Annotated in this window: 17 protein-coding genes and 1 riboswitch; of the genes, 6 read left to right on the top strand and 11 right to left on the bottom strand. The window is 62.1% G+C overall.

All coding sequences use genetic code 11. The features are described 5' to 3' along the window. Window positions 1-25: 25 nt before the first annotated feature. Window positions 26-451 (bottom strand): DUF1249 family protein, encoded by a 426-nt coding sequence (locus AC4PR2_RS08035; RefSeq protein WP_004937244.1) that lies wholly within the window; start codon window positions 449-451, stop codon window positions 26-28. Continuing rightward, window positions 451-1,083: an ADP-ribose diphosphatase gene (nudF, locus tag AC4PR2_RS08030; RefSeq protein WP_492175001.1), complete on the bottom strand. Its 633-nt coding sequence runs from the start codon at window positions 1,081-1,083 to the stop codon at window positions 451-453. The genes AC4PR2_RS08035 and nudF overlap by 1 nt, the downstream gene beginning before the upstream one ends. A 346-nt stretch (window positions 1,084-1,429) precedes the next feature. Here nudF and tolC point away from each other — a divergent pair, with 346 nt between their 5' ends. Both tolC and dhaR read left to right on the top strand, forming a co-directional pair. Then, complete coding sequence (tolC, locus tag AC4PR2_RS08025) at window positions 1,430-2,944, top strand: outer membrane channel protein TolC (protein ID WP_070915375.1); 1,515 nt, start codon at window positions 1,430-1,432, stop codon at window positions 2,942-2,944. Between the two features lie 149 nt (window positions 2,945-3,093). Then, window positions 3,094-5,043, top strand: a complete 1,950-nt coding sequence (gene dhaR, locus AC4PR2_RS08020; RefSeq protein WP_197808388.1) for a dihydroxyacetone kinase operon transcriptional regulator DhaR — start codon at window positions 3,094-3,096, stop codon at window positions 5,041-5,043. Here the strand turns inward: dhaR and dhaM are convergent. From dhaM to AC4PR2_RS07995, 5 genes are all read right to left on the bottom strand, one after another. Then, window positions 5,040-6,470, bottom strand: coding sequence for a dihydroxyacetone kinase phosphoryl donor subunit DhaM (gene dhaM, locus AC4PR2_RS08015; protein ID WP_346420591.1), 1,431 nt, complete (start codon window positions 6,468-6,470; stop codon window positions 5,040-5,042). The genes dhaR and dhaM overlap by 4 nt on opposite strands. 17 nt (window positions 6,471-6,487) lie before the next feature. Beyond that, entirely contained in the window at window positions 6,488-7,120 is a 633-nt protein-coding gene (dhaL, locus tag AC4PR2_RS08010) for a dihydroxyacetone kinase subunit DhaL (RefSeq protein ID WP_038879477.1), read from the bottom strand. Between the two features lie 9 nt (window positions 7,121-7,129). Next, the gene (dhaK, locus tag AC4PR2_RS08005; RefSeq protein WP_060424756.1) at window positions 7,130-8,200 is read right to left on the bottom strand and encodes a dihydroxyacetone kinase subunit DhaK; all 1,071 of its coding nucleotides are present in this window, start codon (window positions 8,198-8,200) and stop codon (window positions 7,130-7,132) included. Window positions 8,201-8,251: 51 nt separating this feature from the next. Beyond that, window positions 8,252-9,352, bottom strand: coding sequence for a glycerol dehydrogenase (locus AC4PR2_RS08000; RefSeq protein WP_060424753.1), 1,101 nt, complete (start codon window positions 9,350-9,352; stop codon window positions 8,252-8,254). 153 nt (window positions 9,353-9,505) lie between these two features. Next, window positions 9,506-9,637 carry a hypothetical protein gene (locus tag AC4PR2_RS07995; RefSeq protein WP_255411660.1) on the bottom strand — a complete coding sequence of 44 codons (132 nt, stop codon included), beginning with the start codon at window positions 9,635-9,637 and terminating at the stop codon, window positions 9,506-9,508. Window positions 9,638-9,705: 68 nt separating this feature from the next. Between AC4PR2_RS07995 and AC4PR2_RS07990 the strand changes: the two genes are divergently transcribed. Both AC4PR2_RS07990 and AC4PR2_RS07985 read left to right on the top strand, forming a co-directional pair. Then, the gene (locus tag AC4PR2_RS07990) at window positions 9,706-10,374 is read left to right on the top strand and encodes a DUF1190 family protein (protein ID WP_033644601.1); all 669 of its coding nucleotides are present in this window, start codon (window positions 9,706-9,708) and stop codon (window positions 10,372-10,374) included. A gap of 3 nt (window positions 10,375-10,377) precedes the next feature. Next, a complete protein-coding gene (locus AC4PR2_RS07985; protein ID WP_197803663.1) occupies window positions 10,378-11,538 on the top strand; it encodes a glutathionylspermidine synthase family protein in 1,161 nt (386 codons plus the stop codon). 48 nt (window positions 11,539-11,586) lie between these two features. Here the strand turns inward: AC4PR2_RS07985 and ygiD are convergent, their stop codons facing one another. Next, window positions 11,587-12,369, bottom strand: a complete 783-nt coding sequence (gene ygiD, locus AC4PR2_RS07980) for a 4,5-DOPA-extradiol-dioxygenase (RefSeq protein ID WP_492175000.1) — start codon at window positions 12,367-12,369, stop codon at window positions 11,587-11,589. Between the two features lie 322 nt (window positions 12,370-12,691). Between ygiD and AC4PR2_RS07975 the strand changes: the two genes are divergently transcribed. Beyond that, entirely contained in the window at window positions 12,692-14,224 is a 1,533-nt protein-coding gene (locus AC4PR2_RS07975; RefSeq protein WP_197803660.1) for an alkaline phosphatase, read from the top strand. A 52-nt stretch (window positions 14,225-14,276) separates the two neighbouring features. Here the strand turns inward: AC4PR2_RS07975 and ribB are convergent, their stop codons facing one another. Further along, the gene (ribB, locus tag AC4PR2_RS07970) at window positions 14,277-14,930 is read right to left on the bottom strand and encodes a 3,4-dihydroxy-2-butanone-4-phosphate synthase (protein ID WP_033636071.1); all 654 of its coding nucleotides are present in this window, start codon (window positions 14,928-14,930) and stop codon (window positions 14,277-14,279) included. Between the two features lie 109 nt (window positions 14,931-15,039). Next, window positions 15,040-15,200, bottom strand: a riboswitch (FMN riboswitch). Between the two features lie 145 nt (window positions 15,201-15,345). On the opposite strand from ribB, the gene ubiK reads away from it, so the two are divergent. Beyond that, window positions 15,346-15,621, top strand: a complete 276-nt coding sequence (gene ubiK / locus AC4PR2_RS07965) for a ubiquinone biosynthesis accessory factor UbiK (protein WP_038879493.1) — start codon at window positions 15,346-15,348, stop codon at window positions 15,619-15,621. Window positions 15,622-15,672: 51 nt separating this feature from the next. Here the strand turns inward: ubiK and hldE are convergent, their stop codons facing one another. Beyond that, a complete protein-coding gene (gene hldE, locus AC4PR2_RS07960; RefSeq protein ID WP_019453075.1) occupies window positions 15,673-17,103 on the bottom strand; it encodes a bifunctional D-glycero-beta-D-manno-heptose-7-phosphate kinase/D-glycero-beta-D-manno-heptose 1-phosphate adenylyltransferase HldE in 1,431 nt (476 codons plus the stop codon). Window positions 17,104-17,180: 77 nt separating this feature from the next. Then, the gene (gene glnE / locus AC4PR2_RS07955; RefSeq protein WP_197784767.1) at window positions 17,181-20,018 is read right to left on the bottom strand and encodes a bifunctional [glutamate--ammonia ligase]-adenylyl-L-tyrosine phosphorylase/[glutamate--ammonia-ligase] adenylyltransferase; all 2,838 of its coding nucleotides are present in this window, start codon (window positions 20,016-20,018) and stop codon (window positions 17,181-17,183) included. Window positions 20,019-20,029: the final 11 nt, after the last annotated feature.

Genomic DNA, 20,029 nt, shown 5'->3' with positions numbered 1-20,029 from the left:
GGTGTCCTTTGTTATTTCAGTCTGTCTAACAAACCGGAACCGCCATCGCTCCATGCGCCAAACAGTAGCGCAGCCAATCAGCAAGAAACTGGTTAATTTGATGCTTTTCGTCGCGTTGATGCAACTTTTTATTAGGATAATCATAACGCGCTTTAAAGCGGTAGATCTGCTGACTGGAACACACTTCCGCAACCATGGCGTCATGGTACAGCCGCACCGTCATCGCGGGCAGGCTCCAGTAGCTGACCGCCGGAAAGATCTGCTCGATCTCCACCAGCGACGTGTAACGCGTGGACTCAACGATGGTCAAACGATAGCCGGCGCCGTTCACCTGATAAGTCACCGTTTCGCCCGCTTCGTCGTTGCGCGGCAACAAGCGGCGCAATTGCGCGAAGTTGGTTTCGCACAATCTCATCATTTCGGGGAAATCAGGGGTATAGCGCTGTTTCATTAGTTGGCCCACTCTTTTCTCAACGATTCATGGTGCAACGTCAGCCATTGCAATGCAATCACTGATGCGGCGTTATCGATCGCGCCCTCCTCCACCCAGCGGTAAGCCTGCTCGCGGCTGACCACGTGGACGCGGATATCCTCATGTTCTTCCGCCAGGCCATGGATGCCTTCGGCGGTGCCGGCGTCTACCTCGCCGACCATGATCGACAGACGTTCGCTGGTGCCCCCCGGGCTGGCCAGATAGCTCAGCACCGGCTTGCAGCGCCCGACCACCACGCCGGCCTCTTCCTGCGCTTCGCGGCGGCACACGTCTTCGACGCTTTCGCCGGTTTCGATCATACCCGCCACCATTTCCAGCAGCCAGGGCGAATTAATGGTATCGACCGCGGCGATGCGCAGTTGTTCAATCAGTACCACTTCGTCGCGCACCGGATCGTAGGGCAGCAGCACCGCCGCATGGCCGCGCTCGAAAATTTCACGCGTGATTTCAGGACTCATTTCACCATTGAACAAGCGATGGCGAAACCGGTATAAATTGAGTGAAAAAAAACCACGATACAGCGTCTCGCGTGCAATAATTTCTACATCTTTTTTATCGAAAGTGACGGGTGACGGCTGCGAACGGTTCATGTGCGAATTCTCCTGCGTAGTATGCCGATAAAATAAACGGTTTTGATGACAGAAACAGTGGGACTCTCCGCCGCGGCTTTATGTTAGGCTGTTTTTCGCCGCCGGATGCGGCACGTTTGTGCGCTCGCATGTAATAGTGGGAAACAATCCGGATTGTCAGCCATAATATCAGCTGCAGCCGACCCGGGCAGTTTGCCAAGGTAAATGGGCGGTCTGAAAGGTAAAAGTTACGCGAGATGGCACATTCAGCCACCTGATGCGTACCGCAGACTCTGCTAGAATCGGCAACTATTTCGTCTATCGTCAGAGCTAACATAGCAATATTGCTGCACAACAAGGAATGCAAATGAAGAAACTGCTCCCCCTTCTTATCGGACTGAGCCTGGGCGGCTTCAGTGCAATGAGCCAGGCAGAGAACCTGCTGCAGGTCTACAAACAGGCCAGGGAAAGTAACCCGGATCTGCGCAAAAGTGCTGCTGACCGCGACGCCGCATTCGAAAAGATCAATGAAGCGCGCAGCCCGCTGCTGCCGCAGCTCGGCCTGAGCGCCGGTTACAACTACAACAACGGCTATCGCGACAGCAACGGCGTCAACAGCAATGTCACCAGCGCTTCGCTCGGCCTGACGCAAACCATCTTCGACATGTCGAAATGGCGTGCGCTGACGCTGCAGGAAAAGACCGCCGGCATCTCCGACGTGACCTTCCAGACCGCGGAACAGCAGCTGATCCTCAACACCGCCACCGCCTATTTCAACGTGCTGAGCGCCATTGACACGCTCTCTTATACCCAGGCGAACAAACAAGCGGTTTACCGCACGCTGGATCAAACCACCCAACGCTTCAACGTAGGCCTGGTGGCGATCACCGACGTGCAGAACGCCCGTTCCGCCTACGATACCGTGCTGGCGGCCGAAGTCACTGCCCGCAACAACCTGGACAACGCGCTGGAATCGCTGCGCCAGATCACCGGCACCTTCTATCCTGAGCTGGCCTCGCTGAATACCGATCGCTTCAATACCCAGCGCCCGGAAGCGGTGAACAACCTGCTGAAAGAAGCGGAAGCGCGCAACCTGAGCCTGCTGTCTGCCCGTCTGAGCCAGGACCTGGCGCGCGAGCAGATCCGCTCTGCGCAGACCGGTTACATGCCGACGGTCAACCTGAATGCGTCGACCGGGATCACCAATACCCGTTACAACGGTTCCGCCACTCACGACACGCTGAGCTCCAGCCGTTATAGCAATTCTGACGCCGGTCAGAACCAGGTTGGCGTTTCGATCAGCCTGCCGCTGTACAGCGGCGGCGCAACCAACTCGCAGGTGGAACAGGCGCAGTACGGCTTCGTCGGCGCCAGCGAGCAGCTGGAAAGCGCCCACCGCGGCGTAGTGCAGACCGTGCGTTCGTCGTTCAACAACGTCAACGCCTCGATCAGCAGCATCAACGCCTACAAACAGGCAGTGATCTCCGCGCAGAGCTCGTTGGATGCGATGGAAGCCGGTTATCAGGTCGGTACCCGCACCATCGTCGACGTACTGAACGCCACCAGTACCCTGTATAACGCCAAGCAGCAGCTTTCCAGCGCGCGTTATACCTACCTGATCAACCAGCTGAACATCAAGTCGGCGCTCGGCACGCTGAACCAGAACGATCTGCTGACGCTGAACGGCGCACTGGGCAAACCGGTGTCGACCGCGCCTGACGCCGTCGCGCCGCAGAACCGCTCTCAGGACGCCTACGCGGACGGCTACCAGGACAACGCGCCGATGCAACAGGTCGCCGCGCCGGCACCAAGCGCCACACGCGCTGCGGCACCGGCCGTCAGCCAACCGGCACGCAACAGCGGCAACCCATTCCGCAACTGATGCGCGCGCGTTGATAAACACGGGGTCCGGCCTGCGCCGCACCCCGTTTTTTTTGCCCCGATTTCCCCACTTCTGCCCGCCGCCTCACAGCCGTCGCTGCCCCAGGTGGTATCATCGTCACTCTCGTTTTCGCAGTCTGGTGAGGTTCGATGGACAACGATTCACGCTGGCAGCGCTTGATTAACGACGGCGAACTGCCGCCGCCGCTGCGCCCGGCACAGGCGATTTACGCCTCCTGGCTGCGCTGCCGCAGCCTGATGCAGCCCGACGTTTGGCAGGCACCGCACCGCGCTCAGGGCGCCACCTTCGAATCGATTTGCCGCCGCAAGAACGACCTGCTGACGCTCGGCCAGGCGGCGCTGGAAGACGCCTGCGAATACATGGAGCCGCGTCGTTGCCTGTTGATGATCCTCGACGAGAGCGGCTGCATGCTGTGGCGCTGCGGCGACGCCAAAACCTGGGAGCTGTTGCAGCCATTGGGGTTCGCCCCCGGCGCTTACTGGGCCGAGGGGCAGATCGGCACCAACGCCCCGGCGCTGGCGGCGGCGGAAGGCCACCCGGTGCGGGTGAGCGGCGAAGAGCACGTGCGCCGGGCGCTGCACGGCTGGTCGTTCTGCGCCACACCGGTCTACGACAACAGCGGCCGCCAACGCGGCTCGATCGCGCTAGGCTGCCTGCTGGCCGACTGCGCCGCCGGCGATCTGTCGCTGACGCTGGCCATCGCCCGCGAAATCGGCAATTCGCTGAACGCCGACGGCCTGCTGGCGGAATCCAACCGCCATCTGAATCAGCTTTACGGCCTGCTGGACGGCGTGGACGACGGCGTTATGGCCTGGGATCACCGTGGCTACCTGCAATACATTAACCAACGCGCCGCCGGCTTGCTGAAGCTGGACGAGCAGCAGAGCCAGGGCAAACCGCTGGCGCAGCTGCTGACGCTGCCCGCCCTGCTCAAGCGCGCCATCGCCGACCGGCAGCCGCTGCAACACGTCGAAGTCACCTTCGAAAGCCAGCGGCAGTTTATCGCCGCCTTGCTGACGCTCAAGCCGATTTTCGACGGCGAACGCTGCAGTTTCATCGCCCTGCTGCACCCGCTCGAGCGGCTGCGCCAGTACGTCAGCAGCCAGCTGGGGCGAGTCAGCCACAGCTTCGAGCAGATGCCCTCCGCCTCGCTGGAGATGCGGCGGCTGATCCGTTACGGGCAGCAGGCGGCCAAGGGCCAGCATCCAATCCTGCTGCGCGGAGAGGAAGGGGTCGGCAAAGAGCGGCTCAGCCAGGCTATCCACAACGCCGGCGAACGCGCCGCCGGGCCGTATATCGCCCTCAACTGCCAGCTGTTGCCGCAGGCGCAGGGGTTACGTGAGCTGCTGGGCAGCGACGCCAGCGAAGAAGAGGCGGGCCAGCTGAGCAAATTCGAATTGGCCAACGGCGGCACGCTGTATCTCGAACAGATCGAATACCTGCCGGCGGAGATGCAGTCGGCGTTGCTGCAGGTGCTGAAAACCGGCGTGGTGATCCGCCTCAATTCCAGCCGGGTGATCCCGGTCGATGTGCGGGTGATCGCCGGCAGCGCCGCAGATCTGCCGCTGCTAGTGCAGCAAAACCGCTTCCGCCGCCAGCTGTTTTACAGCCTGCAAGCCTTCGAGATCCAGATCCCGCCGCTGCGCCAGCGGCTGAGCGATATTCCGCTGCTGGTCAAACACCATCTGCGCGCGCTGGAGCAACATTTTCAGTGTCGCTTTCGGGTGGATGACGAAGTGATGGCCCAGTTGGCGCTCTACCTGTGGCCGGGCAACGATTTGGAACTGAAAGGGGTGGTGGAGCGCGCGGCGATGATCTGCCACGGCCACCACATCCAGTTGGCGGATTTGCCGGCGCACCTGCTCGGCCAGCCGTCGCTGCTGGAGAGCGATCCGCAGCCCGGCGCGCCGCTGTTGACGCTGACGGACATGGAGCGCCAGGCTATCCTCCGCGCGGCGACCGTCAGCCGAGGTCAGCTGACGGAGATGGCGCAGCTGCTGGGCATCGGCCGCACCACCCTGTGGCGGAAGATCAAACAGCACGGGATCGATATCCGCCAGTTCAAGCTGCGCGCCTAGTGGCTGAGCTGCAACACCCCGCGCGCGGCGTCCAGCATCGCCTTCTGCCCGCTGCGGGTTTTGCTCAGGCAATCCTGCATGCCGACCACCATCGGAATGCCCATCGCCTTCGCCAGAATGGCGCTGTGCGACAGGGCATTGCCACCGCTGAGGCAGATGCCGAGCACCAGCCGCCTGTCGAGCATCACCACTTCTGAAGGCATCAGCTCGTCCATCACCAGTATCGACGGCTCTGCCAGCGCGATGGCCGGCAGCGGCAGCCCCTGCAGATGGCACAGCGTGCGGCGCAGCATGTCGCGCACGTCCAGTTCACGCGCCCGCATGTAGTCGTCATCCAGTTCGCGGTACTCTTCGGCGATCGCCTCCAGCACCTGCCGCCAGGCCTGTTCGGCGCAGCACAGCTGTTGCGCGATGCGGGTGTAAGCCGCCTGCTGCAGATCCGGATCGTCCAACAGCATGCTGTGGGCGCCGAAGATCGCCGCCTGCGGCTTGCCGATCAGCGTACCGGTACGTTCCGCCAGCCGGTTCAGATCGCTCAGGGTGTGCTGCAGCGCCTCCCGCAGGCGTTGCTGTTCACCCAACACCTCGTCCGCGCCGATCCGTCGATCGACGGTTGGCGGCCGGAAGCTGTGGGCCTGGAACACCGGCCCGCTGGTGACGCTTTCCGCCACCGGGATACCGTGCAGCGAAGGCTGCTGCCGCTCGGAAACCGTCTCGCCGAAATGTTGCTCCGCCAGCGCTTTGAACGCCGCCAGCGCTTCGTCCGCCTGCGCGCCGTCGGCGATCAGGCGAATGGTGTCGCCGTGGCGCACCTGCAGCAGTGCCAGCTGATTGAGGCTGCGCGGATCGACGCACTGCCCCTGCTTTTCCAGCACCAGCTCGGCCTTGAACGGCGCCAGCGCCTCTACCAGCCGCGCCGCCGGGCGCGCATGCAGCCCGTGCGGGTTTTGCACCGTCCAGGTTGCGCTTTTGCCCTGCGCCAGCGGCAAGGCCGCGCTTTTCGCCGCAGATGTGGCCTCGCCCAGCTGCGCCTGTTTAGCCTGCAGCGCACCCTGTGCCTCCGCCACTACCTGCTCCAGCGAGGCGCCGGAGTTGGCGGCGACCACCGCCGCCAGCGTGCCTTCGACCAGCGGCGCCGCACACAGCCGCACTTTGGCGGCCAGGTCTGGATCCAGCAGATCGAGCGCGGTTTCCGCGCTGAGCAGCGCGCTGCCCAAATCCATCAGCACCAGAACGCCGTCGCCGTCGGCAACCGCTTCGATCGCCTCCATCACTTTGACCGCGTCGGTGCCGATCGGGTGCTGCTCGTCATCCACGCCCGCCGCCAGCGCCAGCTTGCAGCCATCACCGCGCATCATCTGCCGCGCCAACTGCTCAACGCCGCGCGCCAGCAACGCGCTGTGCGAAACCACCACGATATTAATCATCTCGCCTCCTGCTACGGCTAACTACCGGCGACCTCGGCCAGCGTTTTCATCATCAGCATCACCGAAGTGGCGCCGGGATCCTGGTGGCCGATGCTGCGCTCGCCCAGGTAACTGGCCCGCCCCTTGCGCGCCTGCATGGTAATGGTGCTCTCCACCGCCCGCTCGGCGCTGTCGGCGGCGCGCTGCAGCGCCTCCGCCACGCTCAGGTTCTGCTGCGCGGACTGGCCGAGGCTTTCCACCACCGGCCACCAGGCGTCGCACATGGTTTTGTCGCCCGGCTCCGCCTTACCGCGCATCACCACGCCTTCCACCCCCTCCTGCATCATCTGCTGCAGCTCCGCCAGATCCAGGCTTTGCTTGGCGTTCGCCGCCTGCGCTGCGCGGATGAAGAAGGTGCCGAACAGCGGGCCGCTGGCGCCGCCCACGCTCGACAGTAGCGTCATGCCGGTATTTTTCAGAATGAAGCCGATATCTTTGTCCGCCACCGACGGCAGTTTTTCTACCACCTTGTTAAAACCGCGATTCATGTTCAAACCGTGGTCGGCATCGCCGATCTCGGTATCCAACCGGGTCAGAAAATCGCGCTCCCGGCTGAACACCTCGCCGCAACGCATCAGCCAATCGACAACCTGTTGTTTGGTCAACGCCATGATTCCTCCTCAGCAACCCCAACGCAGCGCAGGCGTTTTCACCGGCGCATCCCACAAGGACAACAGCTCGTCGTCCACGTTCAACAGCGTGATGGACACGCCCTGCATATCGAGCGAGGTGCAATAAGAGCCCACCAGGTTGCGTTCGATAATGATGCCCGCCTCGGCGCAGCGTTCCGCCAATCGATGGTACACGCCATACAGCTCGGACAGCGGCGTGGCGCCCAGGTTGTTGACCAGCGCGATCGCCCGATCGCCGCGCGTCAGCGGCTGCTTGGTTTGCATCTCGTCGCGCCACTCGCCCTGCTGACGATCCCAGACGCGGATCGTGCGCTGATAGTGGCCGTGGTCGATCAGCGTATGGAACATGTCGTCCACCGCCGCGTTGAGCGTGGTGAACGGGCGGCGCGCAATGCCCGGCTCGCCGTGAATGCCGACGCCGAACTCCATTTCGTTCTCCGCCAGGGTGAACGACGGCTTGCCGGCGGCCGGCACGGTGCAAGCCCCCAGCGCGATGCCGATCGAATGCCCGTGGTTATTGATGCGATGCCCCAGCGTCACCACGCTGTCCAGATCGTCGCCGCGCGCCGCGGCGGCGCCCAGCAACTTCTCCATCAGCACGGTGTTGGCCACCCCACGCCGCCCGGCGGTAAACAGACTGTCTTTGACCGCCACGTCGTCATCCACCAGCACCGTCGCCACCGCGACGCCGCTGTCGTGCAGCAGCTCGGTGGCGGTTTCGAAGTTGAGCACGTCGCCGGTGTAGTTCTTGATCAGCAGCAACACCCCGGCGCCGCCGTCGATCGCCTGGCCGCACTCGTACATTTTATCCGGCGTCGGCGAGGTAAAAATCTCGCCCGGACAGGCGCCGTCGAGCATCCCTTCGCCGACGAAACCGCAGTGCATCGGCTCATGGCCGCTGCCGCCGCCGGACAGGATCGCCACCTTGCCCGCCACCGGCGCGTCGGCGCGGGTCACGAACACCGGATCCGCGTGCACCAACAGCTCGGGATGGGCCTCCGCCAGCCCCTGCAACTGCTCTTCCAACACCGACTCGACCTGATTAATCAGTTTTTTCACGATGGTTTCCTCTGTAAGAACAGGGGCGCGGCGCACCGCGCCCCAAGGGTATCAATGACGCTGCAGCCAGGCGGCGCCCAGCCTATCCGCCGTCAGGATCGCCGCCTGCACGCCCGCTGGGGTGACCTTGAACGGCATGTTGTGAATGGTTTCGCCGGCGGCGCAGCTGGCCTCGGCCACCGCCATGATCTTCGCCGTCGCATCGCCGGTGACGCCCATCTGCGCCAGCGTGATCGGCAGGCCGATGCCATGGCAAAACGCCAGCACGGTTTCAATCTGCGCCATGGGGCTGTTCTGCAGCACCAGCTGTGCCAGGGTGCCGAACGCCACTTTCTCGCCGTGATACAGGTGGTGGCACTCCTCGAGCACGGTAAAACCGTTGTGAATGGCATGCGCCGCCGCTAGCCCGCTGCTCTCGAAGCCGATGCCGCTCAGATAGGTATTGGCCTCAATGATGCGCTCCACCGCTTCCGTCACCACGCCGGCCTCGACCGCCAGTTTGGCTTTTACCCCTTCCGCCAGCAGCGTGTCATAACACAGCCGCGCCAGGCTGAGCGCCGCCAGCGTCGATTTGCCGCCGGCCATGCTGGTGGCCTGGGCGTCGAAACAGGCCTGGGCTTCGAAATAGGTGGAGAGCGCGTCGCCCATGCCGGCCACCAGCAGGCGCACCGGCGCTTTGGCGATGATGGCGCTGTCCATCACCACCATGTCCGGGTTGCGCGGATAAATCAGGTATTCGGCAAATTCGCCCTGTTCAGTGTAGAGAACCGACAGCGCGCTGGTCGGCGCATCGGTGGAGGCGATGGTGGGAATAAGCACCACCGGCAGCTGTTGGTAGTGCGCCACGGCCTTGGCGGTGTCGAGCGTCTTGCCGCCGCCGACGCCGATCACGCCGCGGCAGCCGTGAGCCTGCAGCTCATGGCCGAGCCGGTCTATCTCTTTGCGGCAGCATTCGCCGTTGAAGCGGGCCGCGTGATGTTTCACGCCGTGCTGCTGCAGGCTGCCCATCAGGGTGTCGCCCGCCAGCTGCATCACGAAGTCGTCTGCGATCACCAGGTAGTGATCGGCGAGGGATTTGGCGTATTCGCCGACGGCGGCCAGCGCATTGGCGCCCTGAATATATTTACCTGGTGACTGGATGATTCTCAACATAACCGGATCCTTGTAGGGAGTTGGCGATGGTAACGTTCAGATATCAGGTGATGACGCGCCGACTTCGCCGCCGGCTTGTTGTTGTGCTTCGACTATGAGCGCCCGCCGCCCGCCTGGCGAGCTTCGCGATTTTTGTTCCATTATGGAACATCATCATAGCGACAACGTTTCATGATGAAACGCCAACGCGCGTTTTTTCGCCGCGAAAGCGAACTGGCGCACACCCCAACGTATAACTGCGTAAAGAGTCGATTCTGCGGGCGTTTCAGCTTTAATTTTGACCATGTTTCCCCTATCCTTAGCGCCACTACTGGGAAAGGGCGAAAACAGCCCGCATGATGGGATTGATAACGATGAAACGGACAAAAAACATCAACCAAGAGACGTTCCGCAAATCCTGGCGCAGCTACCGTGTCGCGCCCGTGGCTTTGGCGATCAGCGCTGTCTTTATGCTGGCCGGCTGCGAGAAGAGCGATGAAACGGTCTCCCTGTATCAGAATGCCGATGACTGTTCGCGCGCCAATCCTTCGATGAGCGAGCAGTGCACCACCGCCTACAACAACGCCTTGAAAGAAGCGGCGAAAACCGCGCCGAAATACGCTACCCGCGAAGACTGCGTCGCCGAGTTCGGCGAAGCGCAGTGCACCCAGGCGCCGGCTCCGGCGCAGGCCGGCATGGCGGCGGAATCGCAAAGCAGCGGCAGCTTCTGGATGCCGCTGATGGCGGGCTACATGATGGGTCGCCTGATGGGCGGCTCCGGTTTCGCGCAGCAGCCACTGTTCACCTCCAAGAACGCCGCCAGCCCGGCGAACGGCAAGTTTGTCGACGCCAGCGGCAAGAGCTACGGCCCGGCCACCGCCGGCGGCCGCACCATGACGGTGCCGAAAACCGCCATGGCGCCGAAGCCTGCGGTCACCAACACCGTGACCCGCGGCGGCTTCGGCGAGACCGTGGCCAAGCAGACCAGCATGCAGCGCAGCAGCGCCACCTCCAACTCCGGCTCTCGCAGCATGGGCGGTTGATGCATGAAACGTATTGCTATTACCGAGCGCCCGGACTGGCGTGAAAAAGCGACCGAGTTCGGGTTCCGTTTCCACACCATGTACGGCGAGCCCTACTGGTGTGAAGACGCCTATTACCAGTTCACGCTGGCGCAGATTGAAGAGATCGAAAGCGCCACCGCGGAGCTGCACCAGATGTGCCTGCAGGTGGTAGAAAAAGTGGTCGGCAGCGACGAGCTGATGGCCAAGTTCTGCATCCCGAAACACACCTGGGAGTTCGTGCGCAGCTCCTGGCGCACCCACCAGCCGTCGCTGTACTCGCGTCTCGATCTGGCCTACGACGGCGTCAACCCGCCGAAGCTGCTGGAAAACAACGCCGATACGCCAACCTCGCTGTATGAGGCGGCCTTCTTCCAGTGGCTGTGGCTGGAAGACCAGATCAACGCCGGCAAGCTGGATCCGGAGTCGGATCAGTACAACAGCCTGCAGGAGAAGCTGATCGAGCGTTTCGCCGAGCTGAAAGCACATCACGGCTTCGGCCTGTTGCACCTGGCCTGCTGCCAGGACAGCGAAGAAGATCGCGGCACGGTGCAATATCTGCAGGACTGCGCGCAGGAAGCCGGTCTGCCGACCGAGTTCCTGTTCATGGAAGAGATTGGCCTCGGCGAGAAAGGCCAGTTTACCGATCTGCAGGATCAGGTGATCGGCAACCTGTTCAAGCTCTACCCGTGGGAATTCATGCTGCGCGAGATGTTCTCCACCAAGCTCGAAGACGCCGGCGTGCGTTGGCTGGAGCCGGCCTGGAAGAGCATCATCTCCAACAAAGCGCTGCTGCCGCTGCTGTGGGAAATGTTCCCGAACCACCCTAACCTGCTGCCGGCTTATTTCACGCAAGACGATCATCCGACGATGGATCATTACGTCACCAAACCGCTGTTCTCGCGGGAAGGCGCCAATATCCAGATCGTCGAAAACGGTCAGGAAGTGGCGCGCGTCGATGGGCCGTACGGTGAAGAAGGCATGATCGTGCAGCAGTTCCATCCGCTGCCGAAGTTCGAAGACAGCTACACGCTGATCGGCAGCTGGCTGGTGAACGATCAACCCTGCGGCATCGGCCTGCGCGAAGATCGCGAACTGATCACGCAGGATCTGTCGCGCTTCTATCCGCACACTATTCTCGGCTGATCGCCCCGCTGAAAGCAAAAACGCCAGTCTCTGACTGGCGTTCTTTCTTTACCCCACCTGTACCGACAGCATGCTCAGCGCCCCCATTTCGATACCGTCGATCGGCACGCTGATGGCCTCTTTTCCATCCCAACCGCCAAGCACATACAGCAACGGCAGATAGTGTTCCGGCGTCGGATTCGACAACGCCGCGCCCTCATGGCGCATGAAATCCACCAGCGGGTGATTATCGCCCCGATAACGCAGGTTATCCCGGACAAAGTTATTGAACGATTCCGCCCATGGGTAGGCGCTGGTGTCGCCCTGCCATTTCACCATGCGCAGGTTGTGCACCACGTTGCCGCTGGCGACGATCATCACGCCCTCATCCCGCAGCGCCGCGAGTTTGCGGCCCAGCTCATAGTGGTAAGCCGCCGGCTGCGTGCCGTCGACGCTGAGCTGCACCACCGGGATATCGGCATTGGGATACATCTTGATCAATACGCCCCAGGTGCCGTGATCCAACCCCCACTCGCCGAGATCCGCCGTTACCGGCACTGGCGCCAGAATGCGCTGCAGCTGCGCGGCCAGCGCGGGAGAGCCTGGCGCCGGATAACGGGTATCAAACAGCGCCTGCGGGAACCCGCCAAAGTCGTGAATGGTTTTGGGTTTTTCCATCGCGGTGACCGCAGTGCCGCGGGTATACCAATGCGCGGAAACCGCTACGATCGCCTTCGGGCGCGGCAATGAATCACCCAACGCACGCCATGCCCGGGTGTAACGGTTGTCTTCCAGCACGTTCATCGGGCTACCGTGGCCAAGAAACAGTGCCGGCATACGAGAGGTGTTCATAGAGGGATCCTTAGTTCAAATTGTGCTATGCCGCTACATTACGCGCTTTGCCGCAGCAACACAGCCGGATAACCGTGATGAAGATATTCAATAAATTTGAATTAAAAGTAGAGAAATACGCCGGTCAACAGAAAGATAAAAAAATCATATATTTCAATAAAATAATAAGATCAGTGAATACCATGACATTACTGCCACACAGATCCAATTTGTGAACAATTTATGTATTTTTTGTTAACAAAATCTATACACTCCTCCTCTGCCGACGGGAGCAGGCAACGCCGTCGCGCGATGGGAATTACGTCTCACCAAGGAGGAATTCATGTTCAGACTCACACTGGCAACCCGCCTGGCGCTTTCCATGTTCTTACTCGCCGGCTGGACGGCAACCACCGGCGCGGCGGACAACGCGCAGCTGACGCAGCGCGAAGATCCTTACTTCCTTCAGGCGCAAACTCAGCTGCAACAGCGGCTGAAACAGACGCCAAACACCAACCGCGCCAAAAACGTCATTCTGGTCGTCGGTGACGGCATGGGGTTTTCCACCGTGACCGCCGCCCGCATTTTTGAAGGGCAGCAGCGCGGCGTGGACGGCGAATCCAACGTGTTGGCCTGGGAGGCCTTCCCCTATCTGGCGGCGGCCAAAACCTACTCCGCCGACGCCCAAATCACCGACTCTGCGCCCAGCGCGGTGGCGATGACCACCGGCGTCAAAACCATCAACGATCTGATGGGTCTCGATCATACGGCTACCCTCAACAACTGCGAGGATCAGCAAACCAAGGCCGTCACCACGCTGTGGGAGATGGCCGCAACGCTCGGCATGTCCACCGGCGCCGTGACGACCGCCACCATTACCCACGCCACGCCGGGCGCCACCTATGCCCATATCGCCAATCGCGACTGGGAGTCTGACGCCAAAATGCCGGCAAATGCCCTGGCCGCAGGCTGCCGCGACATCGCGCGCCAGTTGGTGGAAATGAAGTACGGCAACGGCCTGAACGTAGCGATGGGCGGCGGGCGCGCCAACTTCCTGCCCGACAGCGTGAGCGATCCGGAATACCCCGGCAAGAAAGGTGCCAGAAAGGACGGCCGCGACCTGACGCAGGCCTGGCTGCAACGCTACGGCGAGCGCGGGCAATACGTCTGGAATCAGGCGCAGTTCAACAAAATCGAACCGGGCAACGTCGACCATCTGCTGGCTCTGTTCGAGCCGTCGCACATGAACTTCGAGCACGACCGGCGACAAGACGCGGCGGGAGAACCCTCACTGGCGGAAATGGCCGGCAAGGCCATCGATATTCTGTCCAGGAATCCTGAGGGTTATCTGCTGTTGGTGGAGGGGGGGCGCGTCGATCACGGCAGCCATAGCGGTAACGCCTACCGCACGCTGAGCGACGCGGTCGCCCTGAACGAAGCGGTGAAAACCATCGTCAATAAAGTCGATCTGAACGACACGCTGGTGGTGGTGACCGGCGATCACAGCCACACACTCACCATCGCCGGCTATGCCAAGCGGGGTAATCCTATCCTCGGTATTTCCGTGGGGGTCAACGGCAAACCGCTGCTGGGCAGCGACGGCAAGCCTTACACCACCGTCGGCTTCGCCAATGGCCCCGGCGGCACGATCCCACTGGCCGAACGCCCGGCATTGACCATGGAGCAGGCCACCGCGCCCGACTTTATTCAGCCGGCGCTGGTCCCGCTGAAAAGCGAGACCCACGGCGGGGAAGATCTCGGCATCTACGCCATCGGCCCCTGGGCCCATCTGTTCCAGGGCACGGTGGAGGAGAACTACACCTTCCACGTGATGAATTACGCCAGCCGCATCGGCGAACGCCTGTCAGAACGGTAGATACAAAAAAGCCGCGTTACGCGGCTTTTTTATCGTTGAAAGCGGCCGGCTATCAGCTGGCTTTTTTCTCGTGCGCCTGGCGGTAGGCCACCAGATCTTCGATGGTCAGCACCACCATGTCGTGCTGTTTGGCGAAGGCGATCACTTCCGGCGCGTGCGCCATGCTGCCATCGTCATTGGTCAGTTCACACAGCACGCCGGCAGGTTTGAAACCGGCCATGGAAACCAGATCGATGGTCGCTTCGGTGTGGCCGCGACGGCTCAGCACGCCGCCCGGCTGCGCGCGCAGCGGGAACACGTGGCCCGGACGGTTCAGGTCGCTCGGCTTGGCGCTGTCTGCCACCGCCGCACGGATGGTGGTCAGGCGATCGGAAGCGGAAACCCCGGTGGTCACGCCCTGCGCCGCTTCAATGGTCACGGTGAAGGCGGTCTGGAATTGGCTGGAGTTGTTGGTCACCATCATCGGCAGCTCAAGCTGCTGACGGCGTTCTTCGGTGATGCACAGGCACACGATACCGCTGCCGTGGCGAATGGTCAGCGCCATCTGCTCAACGGTCATGGTTTCCGCGGCGAAGATCATGTCACCTTCGTTTTCACGGTTTTCATCATCGAGCACCATTACGCCGCGCCCGTTGCGCAGTGCGTCAATCGCGCGTTCAACGCGTTCTGTCGGCGTGCCGAAGTCTGAAAGTAGCGTCTGATTCATGGTAAAAAACCTCATTAAAAATTATGGATTACCAGAACCAGGGCGATCTTGAGGAGTAGCTAGCAATAGCTAAAAAAATAACGCAAGCGGGCGCAAGCCCGGCAGATACCGTTACTCTCTCCCATCCGGACTATAACCGTCGGCCCCGGAATTACACCGGATCTGCTGACCTCTAACCGGCCCTGACAGGCTGGCTGAGCGCTCGCGGGCTTTCACCGTAGAAGGTGATTTACCGCCGGTGGGGACTTTCACCCCGCCCTGAGAATAAGCAGGATGACTATAACGCTAATAGGTAGACAGGGCAATTGGCAAAAGCACAATTCGGCCACGCACGGCGAATGCGCTTAATGGTTTATCCGGCGGGCAACTCGCATTACACTAAGCGGCAGCTATTAAACTCTGAAAGGGATACGCCATGATTGACCCGAAAAAAATCGAACAAATCGCACGCCAGGTTCATGAGTCCATGCCTAAAGGCGTTCGTGAATTCGGGGAAGACGTTGAGAAAAAAATCCGTCAGGTCCTGCAGTCGCAGCTGACCCGCCTGGATTTGGTTAACCGCGAAGAGTTCGACGTACAGACTCAGGTGCTGTTGCGCACCCGCGAGAAGCTGGCGCTGTTGGAACAGCGCATGGCCGAGCTGGAAAGCAAACTGAGCGCGACACCGGCCGCCAAACAGGAAGACGAATAATTCCCGCCAAGGGCGCGCACTGCGCGCCCTTGTTCTTTAGGTCGCCCGGCGTTAGCCGCGCCCGTCTTTGATCGCTTTGATGATGTTGGTGGTCGACAGTCCGTCTTCAAAGTTCAGCACTTTGACATCGCCGCCGTTGGCCCACACTTCCGCACTGCCGGCAATCTCTTCCGGTTTGTAATCACCGCCTTTCACCAGCAGATCCGGCAGAATGTCGGCGATCAAGCGCTGCGGCGTATCCTCTTCGAACGGCACTACCCAATCCACCGCTTCCAGCGCGCCCAGCACGATCATGCGGTTCTCCAGCGCGTTGACCGGGCGTGTTTCCCCTTTCAGGCGCTTGGTCGAGGCGTCGCTGTTCACCGCCACGATCAGGCGATCGCCCAGCTTGCGGGCGTTGGCCAGATAAGAGACGTGGCCGGCATGCAGAATGTCAAAGATGCCGTTGGTCATCACCACTTTCTCGCCGCGCTGGCGCGCCTGCGCCACGGCGTGTTTCAACTGCGCTTCGGTCATCACGCCAAAGCCGGTTTCGGCCCGGCCGCGCACCGCGTTTTCCAGCTCGATGGGCGACACGGTGGAAGTACCGAGCTTGCCCACCACCACGCCGGCGGCGGCGTTGGCCAGGAAACAGGACTCTTCCAGCGAATTGCCGGCGGCCAGCGAGGCGGCCAGCACGCCGATCACGGTGTCGCCGGCGCCGGTCACATCAAACACTTCCTGCGCCTGGGTCGGCAGGTGCAGCGGCTCAACGCCCGGCTGCAGCAGCGTCATGCCGTGTTCGGAACGGGTGACCAACAGCGCCGACAGCTCGAAATCCGCCACCAGCTTCATGCCGCGTTCCACCAGTTCCGCCTCATCCTTGCAGTGGCCCACCACCGCTTCGAACTCGGACAGGTTCGGCGTCAGCAGCGTCGCGCCGCGATAGCGCTCGAAGTCAGAGCCTTTCGGATCGATCAGCACCGGCACCTTGGCGGCGCGCGCCAGTTGGATCATCCCCTGCACTTGGCTGAGCGCGCCCTTGGCGTAATCGGACAGCACCAGCGCGCCAATCTGCGGCAGCGCCTGCTGAATGCGCTCCAGCATCGGCTGCGGATCGACGTTGGAGAAGCCTTCTTCGAAGTCGAGACGGATCAGCTGCTGGTTGCGCGACAGCACGCGCAGCTTGGTGATGGTTGGATGGGTCGGCACCGAGACGAAGTCGCAGCGCACGTTGACTTCATTCAGCTTGGCGCTCAGCGCCCGCGCCGCATCGTCGATGCCGGTCAAGCCCACCAGACGGGAAGTGGCACCCAGCGAAGCGATGTTCATCGCCACGTTAGCCGCGCCGCCGGGACGCTCTTCGATGGTATCGACCTTGACCACCGGCACCGGGGCTTCCGGTGAAATGCGGCTGGTCGGCCCGTACCAATAGCGATCCAACATGACGTCACCGACCACCAGCACACCGGCGCGGCGAAAATCAGGCAGCGTAACTTTCATCCGATAACTCCAAAAAAGTACAAAATTTTAGTGGCGCAGATATTACCACAGACCGCCGGAATACCCGCAAAAAGGTATTAATCCAGCCATTTGGCCCAGCTGGCGCGCACCTGCTCGCGCTCGGCGGCGAACAGCCCGCTGCCGACCTTGCCGGAATGCTCCTGCAGCGCCAGATGGTGGATCTCGTCGCGCATGGTGACATAGGCCTGGGTCAGCGCGCGCGCCTCCTCTTCCGGCATGATGTCGTAATTGGCCATCAGCTCGAAGATGCGCACGTTGTCCGACCAACGCGTCAGCCGCGGTTCACCCGGCGCATAGCGTAAGACCAGATATTGGGCGATAAATTCGATGTCGGTAATGCCGCCCTCATCGGTTTTGATATCAAACAGATCGCGCTGCTTGTTGCCGAGATGGTTGCGCATCTTTTCACGCATCTCGCGCACTTCGCGCTTCAGGATCTCCGCATCGCGCGTTTTGCACAGGATCTCGCGCCGGATCGCATCGAACTGCTGATGCAGCGCCGGGTCGCCATGCACGATGCGCGCGCGCACCAGGGCCTGATGTTCCCAGGTCCAGGCTTCGTTTTGCTGGTAATCGGCGAACGCCTCGACGGTGCTGACCAGCATCCCCGCAGCGCCGGAAGGCCGCAGGCGCGCGTCCACCTCATACAGAATGCCGGATGAGGTGCGGGTGCTGAACAGATGCATCACCCGCTGCGCCAGCCGCAGGTAGAACTGACGGCCGTCGATGCAGCGATCGCCGTCGGTCATCACCTCCGGCGGGCAATCCAGCAGGAATACCAGATCGAGATCGGAACTGTAACCCAGCTCCCAGCCGCCCAGCTTGCCGTAGCCGATCACCGCAAAGCCGCGCCCTTCGCGCTCCTGCAGATGGGTCGGTTGGCCGTAGCGCGCCACCATGTCGCTCCAGGCCTGCTGCACCACCGCGTCGATGATCGCCTCCGCCAGATAAGTCAGGTGGTCGCTCACTTTCATCACCGGCAGCGCGCCGGCGATATCCGCCGCGGCGATGCGCAGCTGCTGCGCCTGCTTGAACTGGCGCAGCGCCTCCAGCTTTTGCTCTTCGTCGTCTTCCGGCACCCGCAGCAGGTACTGGCGCAGCTCGCTGCGGTAGGCGTCCAGCGCCACCGGCTGATACAGCGTGGCCGGATCCAGCAGTTCGTCCAGCAACAGCGGGTAGCGCGACAGCTGGTTGGCAACCATCGGCGACGCGGCGCACAGGCGGATCAGATGGCTGAGCGCCGCGTGATACTCCACCAGCAGCTCGAGGTAGGTGGTGCGGGTGACGATGCTGAGCAGCAGCTGCGCCAGCCGCACCAGCGCGGTCGGCGCATCCTGGCGCGGGCACACCTCAGCCAGCAGGCGCGGCATCAGTTGATCGAGCACGTCGCGGCCGCGCGGGCCGATGGTGCGTTTGTCGACGTCGTGGCGGAAATCGGCGATGGTGCGCAGCATCTGTCGGCGCCCCTCTTCGTCCAGGTGCGGCGTCAGCGGCGCCAGCTCGTTTTCCTCCAGCGCGTCCTGCCACAGGCTGTGGTAGTGCTGATAGTCGGGATCTTCGCCGACATCCGGGCTATCGTCGCCGATCAGGTCATCGAACACCGCCCGCACCGCCTGCATGTGCAACTCCAGCGTCGCCATCAGCGCCGGCCAATCCGCCAGCCCCATGCCGTAGGCCAGCCGCGCCTGATCGAGCGCATCCTGCGGCAGCGTCTGGGTTTGCTGATCGCCGATCGCCTGCAGCAGATTCTCCAGCCGCCGCAGGAACAGGTAGGCGGCGCTCAGCGCCCGCACCTGCTCGGCCTCCAGCAGCCCCAGTTCACCCACCGCCTGCAGCGTCGGCAGCAGCGAACGCCCCTGCAGCGCCGGCTCGCGGCCGCCGCGGATCAACTGGAATACCTGGGTGATGAATTCGATTTCGCGAATGCCGCCGGCACCCAGCTTGATGTTGTCCTTCAGGCCGCGACGCCGCACTTCACGGGCGATCATGCCCTTCATGTTGCGCAGCGACTGGATGACGCTGAAATCGATATAGCGGCGGAACACGAACGGCCGCAGCGTTTTGCGCAGCTCCTGGCTGTAGGCGTCTTCCGCGCCGCCCATCAGGCGCGCCTTCACCATCGCATAGCGCTCCCAGTCGCGCCCCTGCTCCTGATAGTAATCTTCCAGCGCCGCAAAGCTCATCACCAATGGGCCGCTGTCGCCGAACGGCCGTAACCGCATGTCGACGCGATAGACGAAGCCGTCAATGGTCTGCTGATCCAGCGCCTTGATCAGCCGCTGGCCAAGGCGGGTGAAGAACTGGGCATTGTCCAGCTCGCGCCGCCCGCCCTGAGTCTGGCCGTTTTCCGGGTAGGCGAAGATCAGATCGATATCCGACGAGAAATTCAGCTCGCCGCCGCCCAGCTTGCCCATGCCGAGGATCAGCAGCGGCTGCGGTTCACCGGCGGCGTTGCACGGCGTGCCCCACTCGCGGCAACAGGTTTGGTACAGCCAGTCGCGCGCGCTGACGATCAGCGTTTCCGCCAATCCGCTCAGCTGCAGTAACGTTTCTTCGGTCGAACACAGCCCCTGAGCCTGCGCCCAGGCGATGCGCACCAGCGTTTCACGGCGAAACAGACGCAGCGTGCGCATCAGCTGCGTCTCATCGCGCACCTCTTCCAGCTCGTCCTGCAGCCAGGCGGCATAGTGTTGCCACTCGCCGGGCGCCGGTGGTTGTTCGCGCAGCGTCGCCAGCCAGGCCGGCTGGGCAAGCAGCGCGTCGCTGACGAAGTCGCTCGACGCCAGCACCCACTGCTCCTGTTCGCTAAAGGCGCTGTCCGCGCCGTGAACTTCCTGAAAACGCTGCACAACCTGCTGTGCCTGAGCCTGTAACGCGGCTGAAAGTGGCGACATAGTGTATGACC

The sequence above is a fragment of the Serratia sp. A07 genome, assembly GCF_058725505.1.
This window is presented reverse-complemented; position numbering and strand designations above follow the sequence as displayed.

What these genes read in the sequence shown, in the direction of transcription:
- AC4PR2_RS08035 (WP_004937244.1), bottom strand. Translation starts at nt 451, where the DNA reads ATGAAACAGCGCTATACCCCTGATTTCCCCGAAATGATGAGATTGTGC.
- nudF (WP_492175001.1), bottom strand. Translation starts at nt 1,083, where the DNA reads ATGAACCGTTCGCAGCCGTCACCCGTCACTTTCGATAAAAAAGATGTA.
- tolC (WP_070915375.1), top strand. Translation starts at nt 1,430, where the DNA reads ATGAAGAAACTGCTCCCCCTTCTTATCGGACTGAGCCTGGGCGGCTTC.
- dhaR (WP_197808388.1), top strand. Translation starts at nt 3,094, where the DNA reads ATGGACAACGATTCACGCTGGCAGCGCTTGATTAACGACGGCGAACTG.
- dhaM (WP_346420591.1), bottom strand. Translation starts at nt 6,470, where the DNA reads ATGATTAATATCGTGGTGGTTTCGCACAGCGCGTTGCTGGCGCGCGGC.
- dhaL (WP_038879477.1), bottom strand. Translation starts at nt 7,120, where the DNA reads ATGGCGTTGACCAAACAACAGGTTGTCGATTGGCTGATGCGTTGCGGC.
- AC4PR2_RS08000 (WP_060424753.1), bottom strand. Translation starts at nt 9,352, where the DNA reads ATGTTGAGAATCATCCAGTCACCAGGTAAATATATTCAGGGCGCCAAT.
- AC4PR2_RS07995 (WP_255411660.1), bottom strand. Translation starts at nt 9,637, where the DNA reads ATGGTCAAAATTAAAGCTGAAACGCCCGCAGAATCGACTCTTTACGCA.
- AC4PR2_RS07990 (WP_033644601.1), top strand. Translation starts at nt 9,706, where the DNA reads ATGAAACGGACAAAAAACATCAACCAAGAGACGTTCCGCAAATCCTGG.
- AC4PR2_RS07985 (WP_197803663.1), top strand. Translation starts at nt 10,378, where the DNA reads ATGAAACGTATTGCTATTACCGAGCGCCCGGACTGGCGTGAAAAAGCG.
- ygiD (WP_492175000.1), bottom strand. Translation starts at nt 12,369, where the DNA reads ATGAACACCTCTCGTATGCCGGCACTGTTTCTTGGCCACGGTAGCCCG.
- AC4PR2_RS07975 (WP_197803660.1), top strand. Translation starts at nt 12,692, where the DNA reads ATGTTCAGACTCACACTGGCAACCCGCCTGGCGCTTTCCATGTTCTTA.
- ribB (WP_033636071.1), bottom strand. Translation starts at nt 14,930, where the DNA reads ATGAATCAGACGCTACTTTCAGACTTCGGCACGCCGACAGAACGCGTT.
- ubiK (WP_038879493.1), top strand. Translation starts at nt 15,346, where the DNA reads ATGATTGACCCGAAAAAAATCGAACAAATCGCACGCCAGGTTCATGAG.
- hldE (WP_019453075.1), bottom strand. Translation starts at nt 17,103, where the DNA reads ATGAAAGTTACGCTGCCTGATTTTCGCCGCGCCGGTGTGCTGGTGGTC.
- glnE (WP_197784767.1), bottom strand. Translation starts at nt 20,018, where the DNA reads ATGTCGCCACTTTCAGCCGCGTTACAGGCTCAGGCACAGCAGGTTGTG.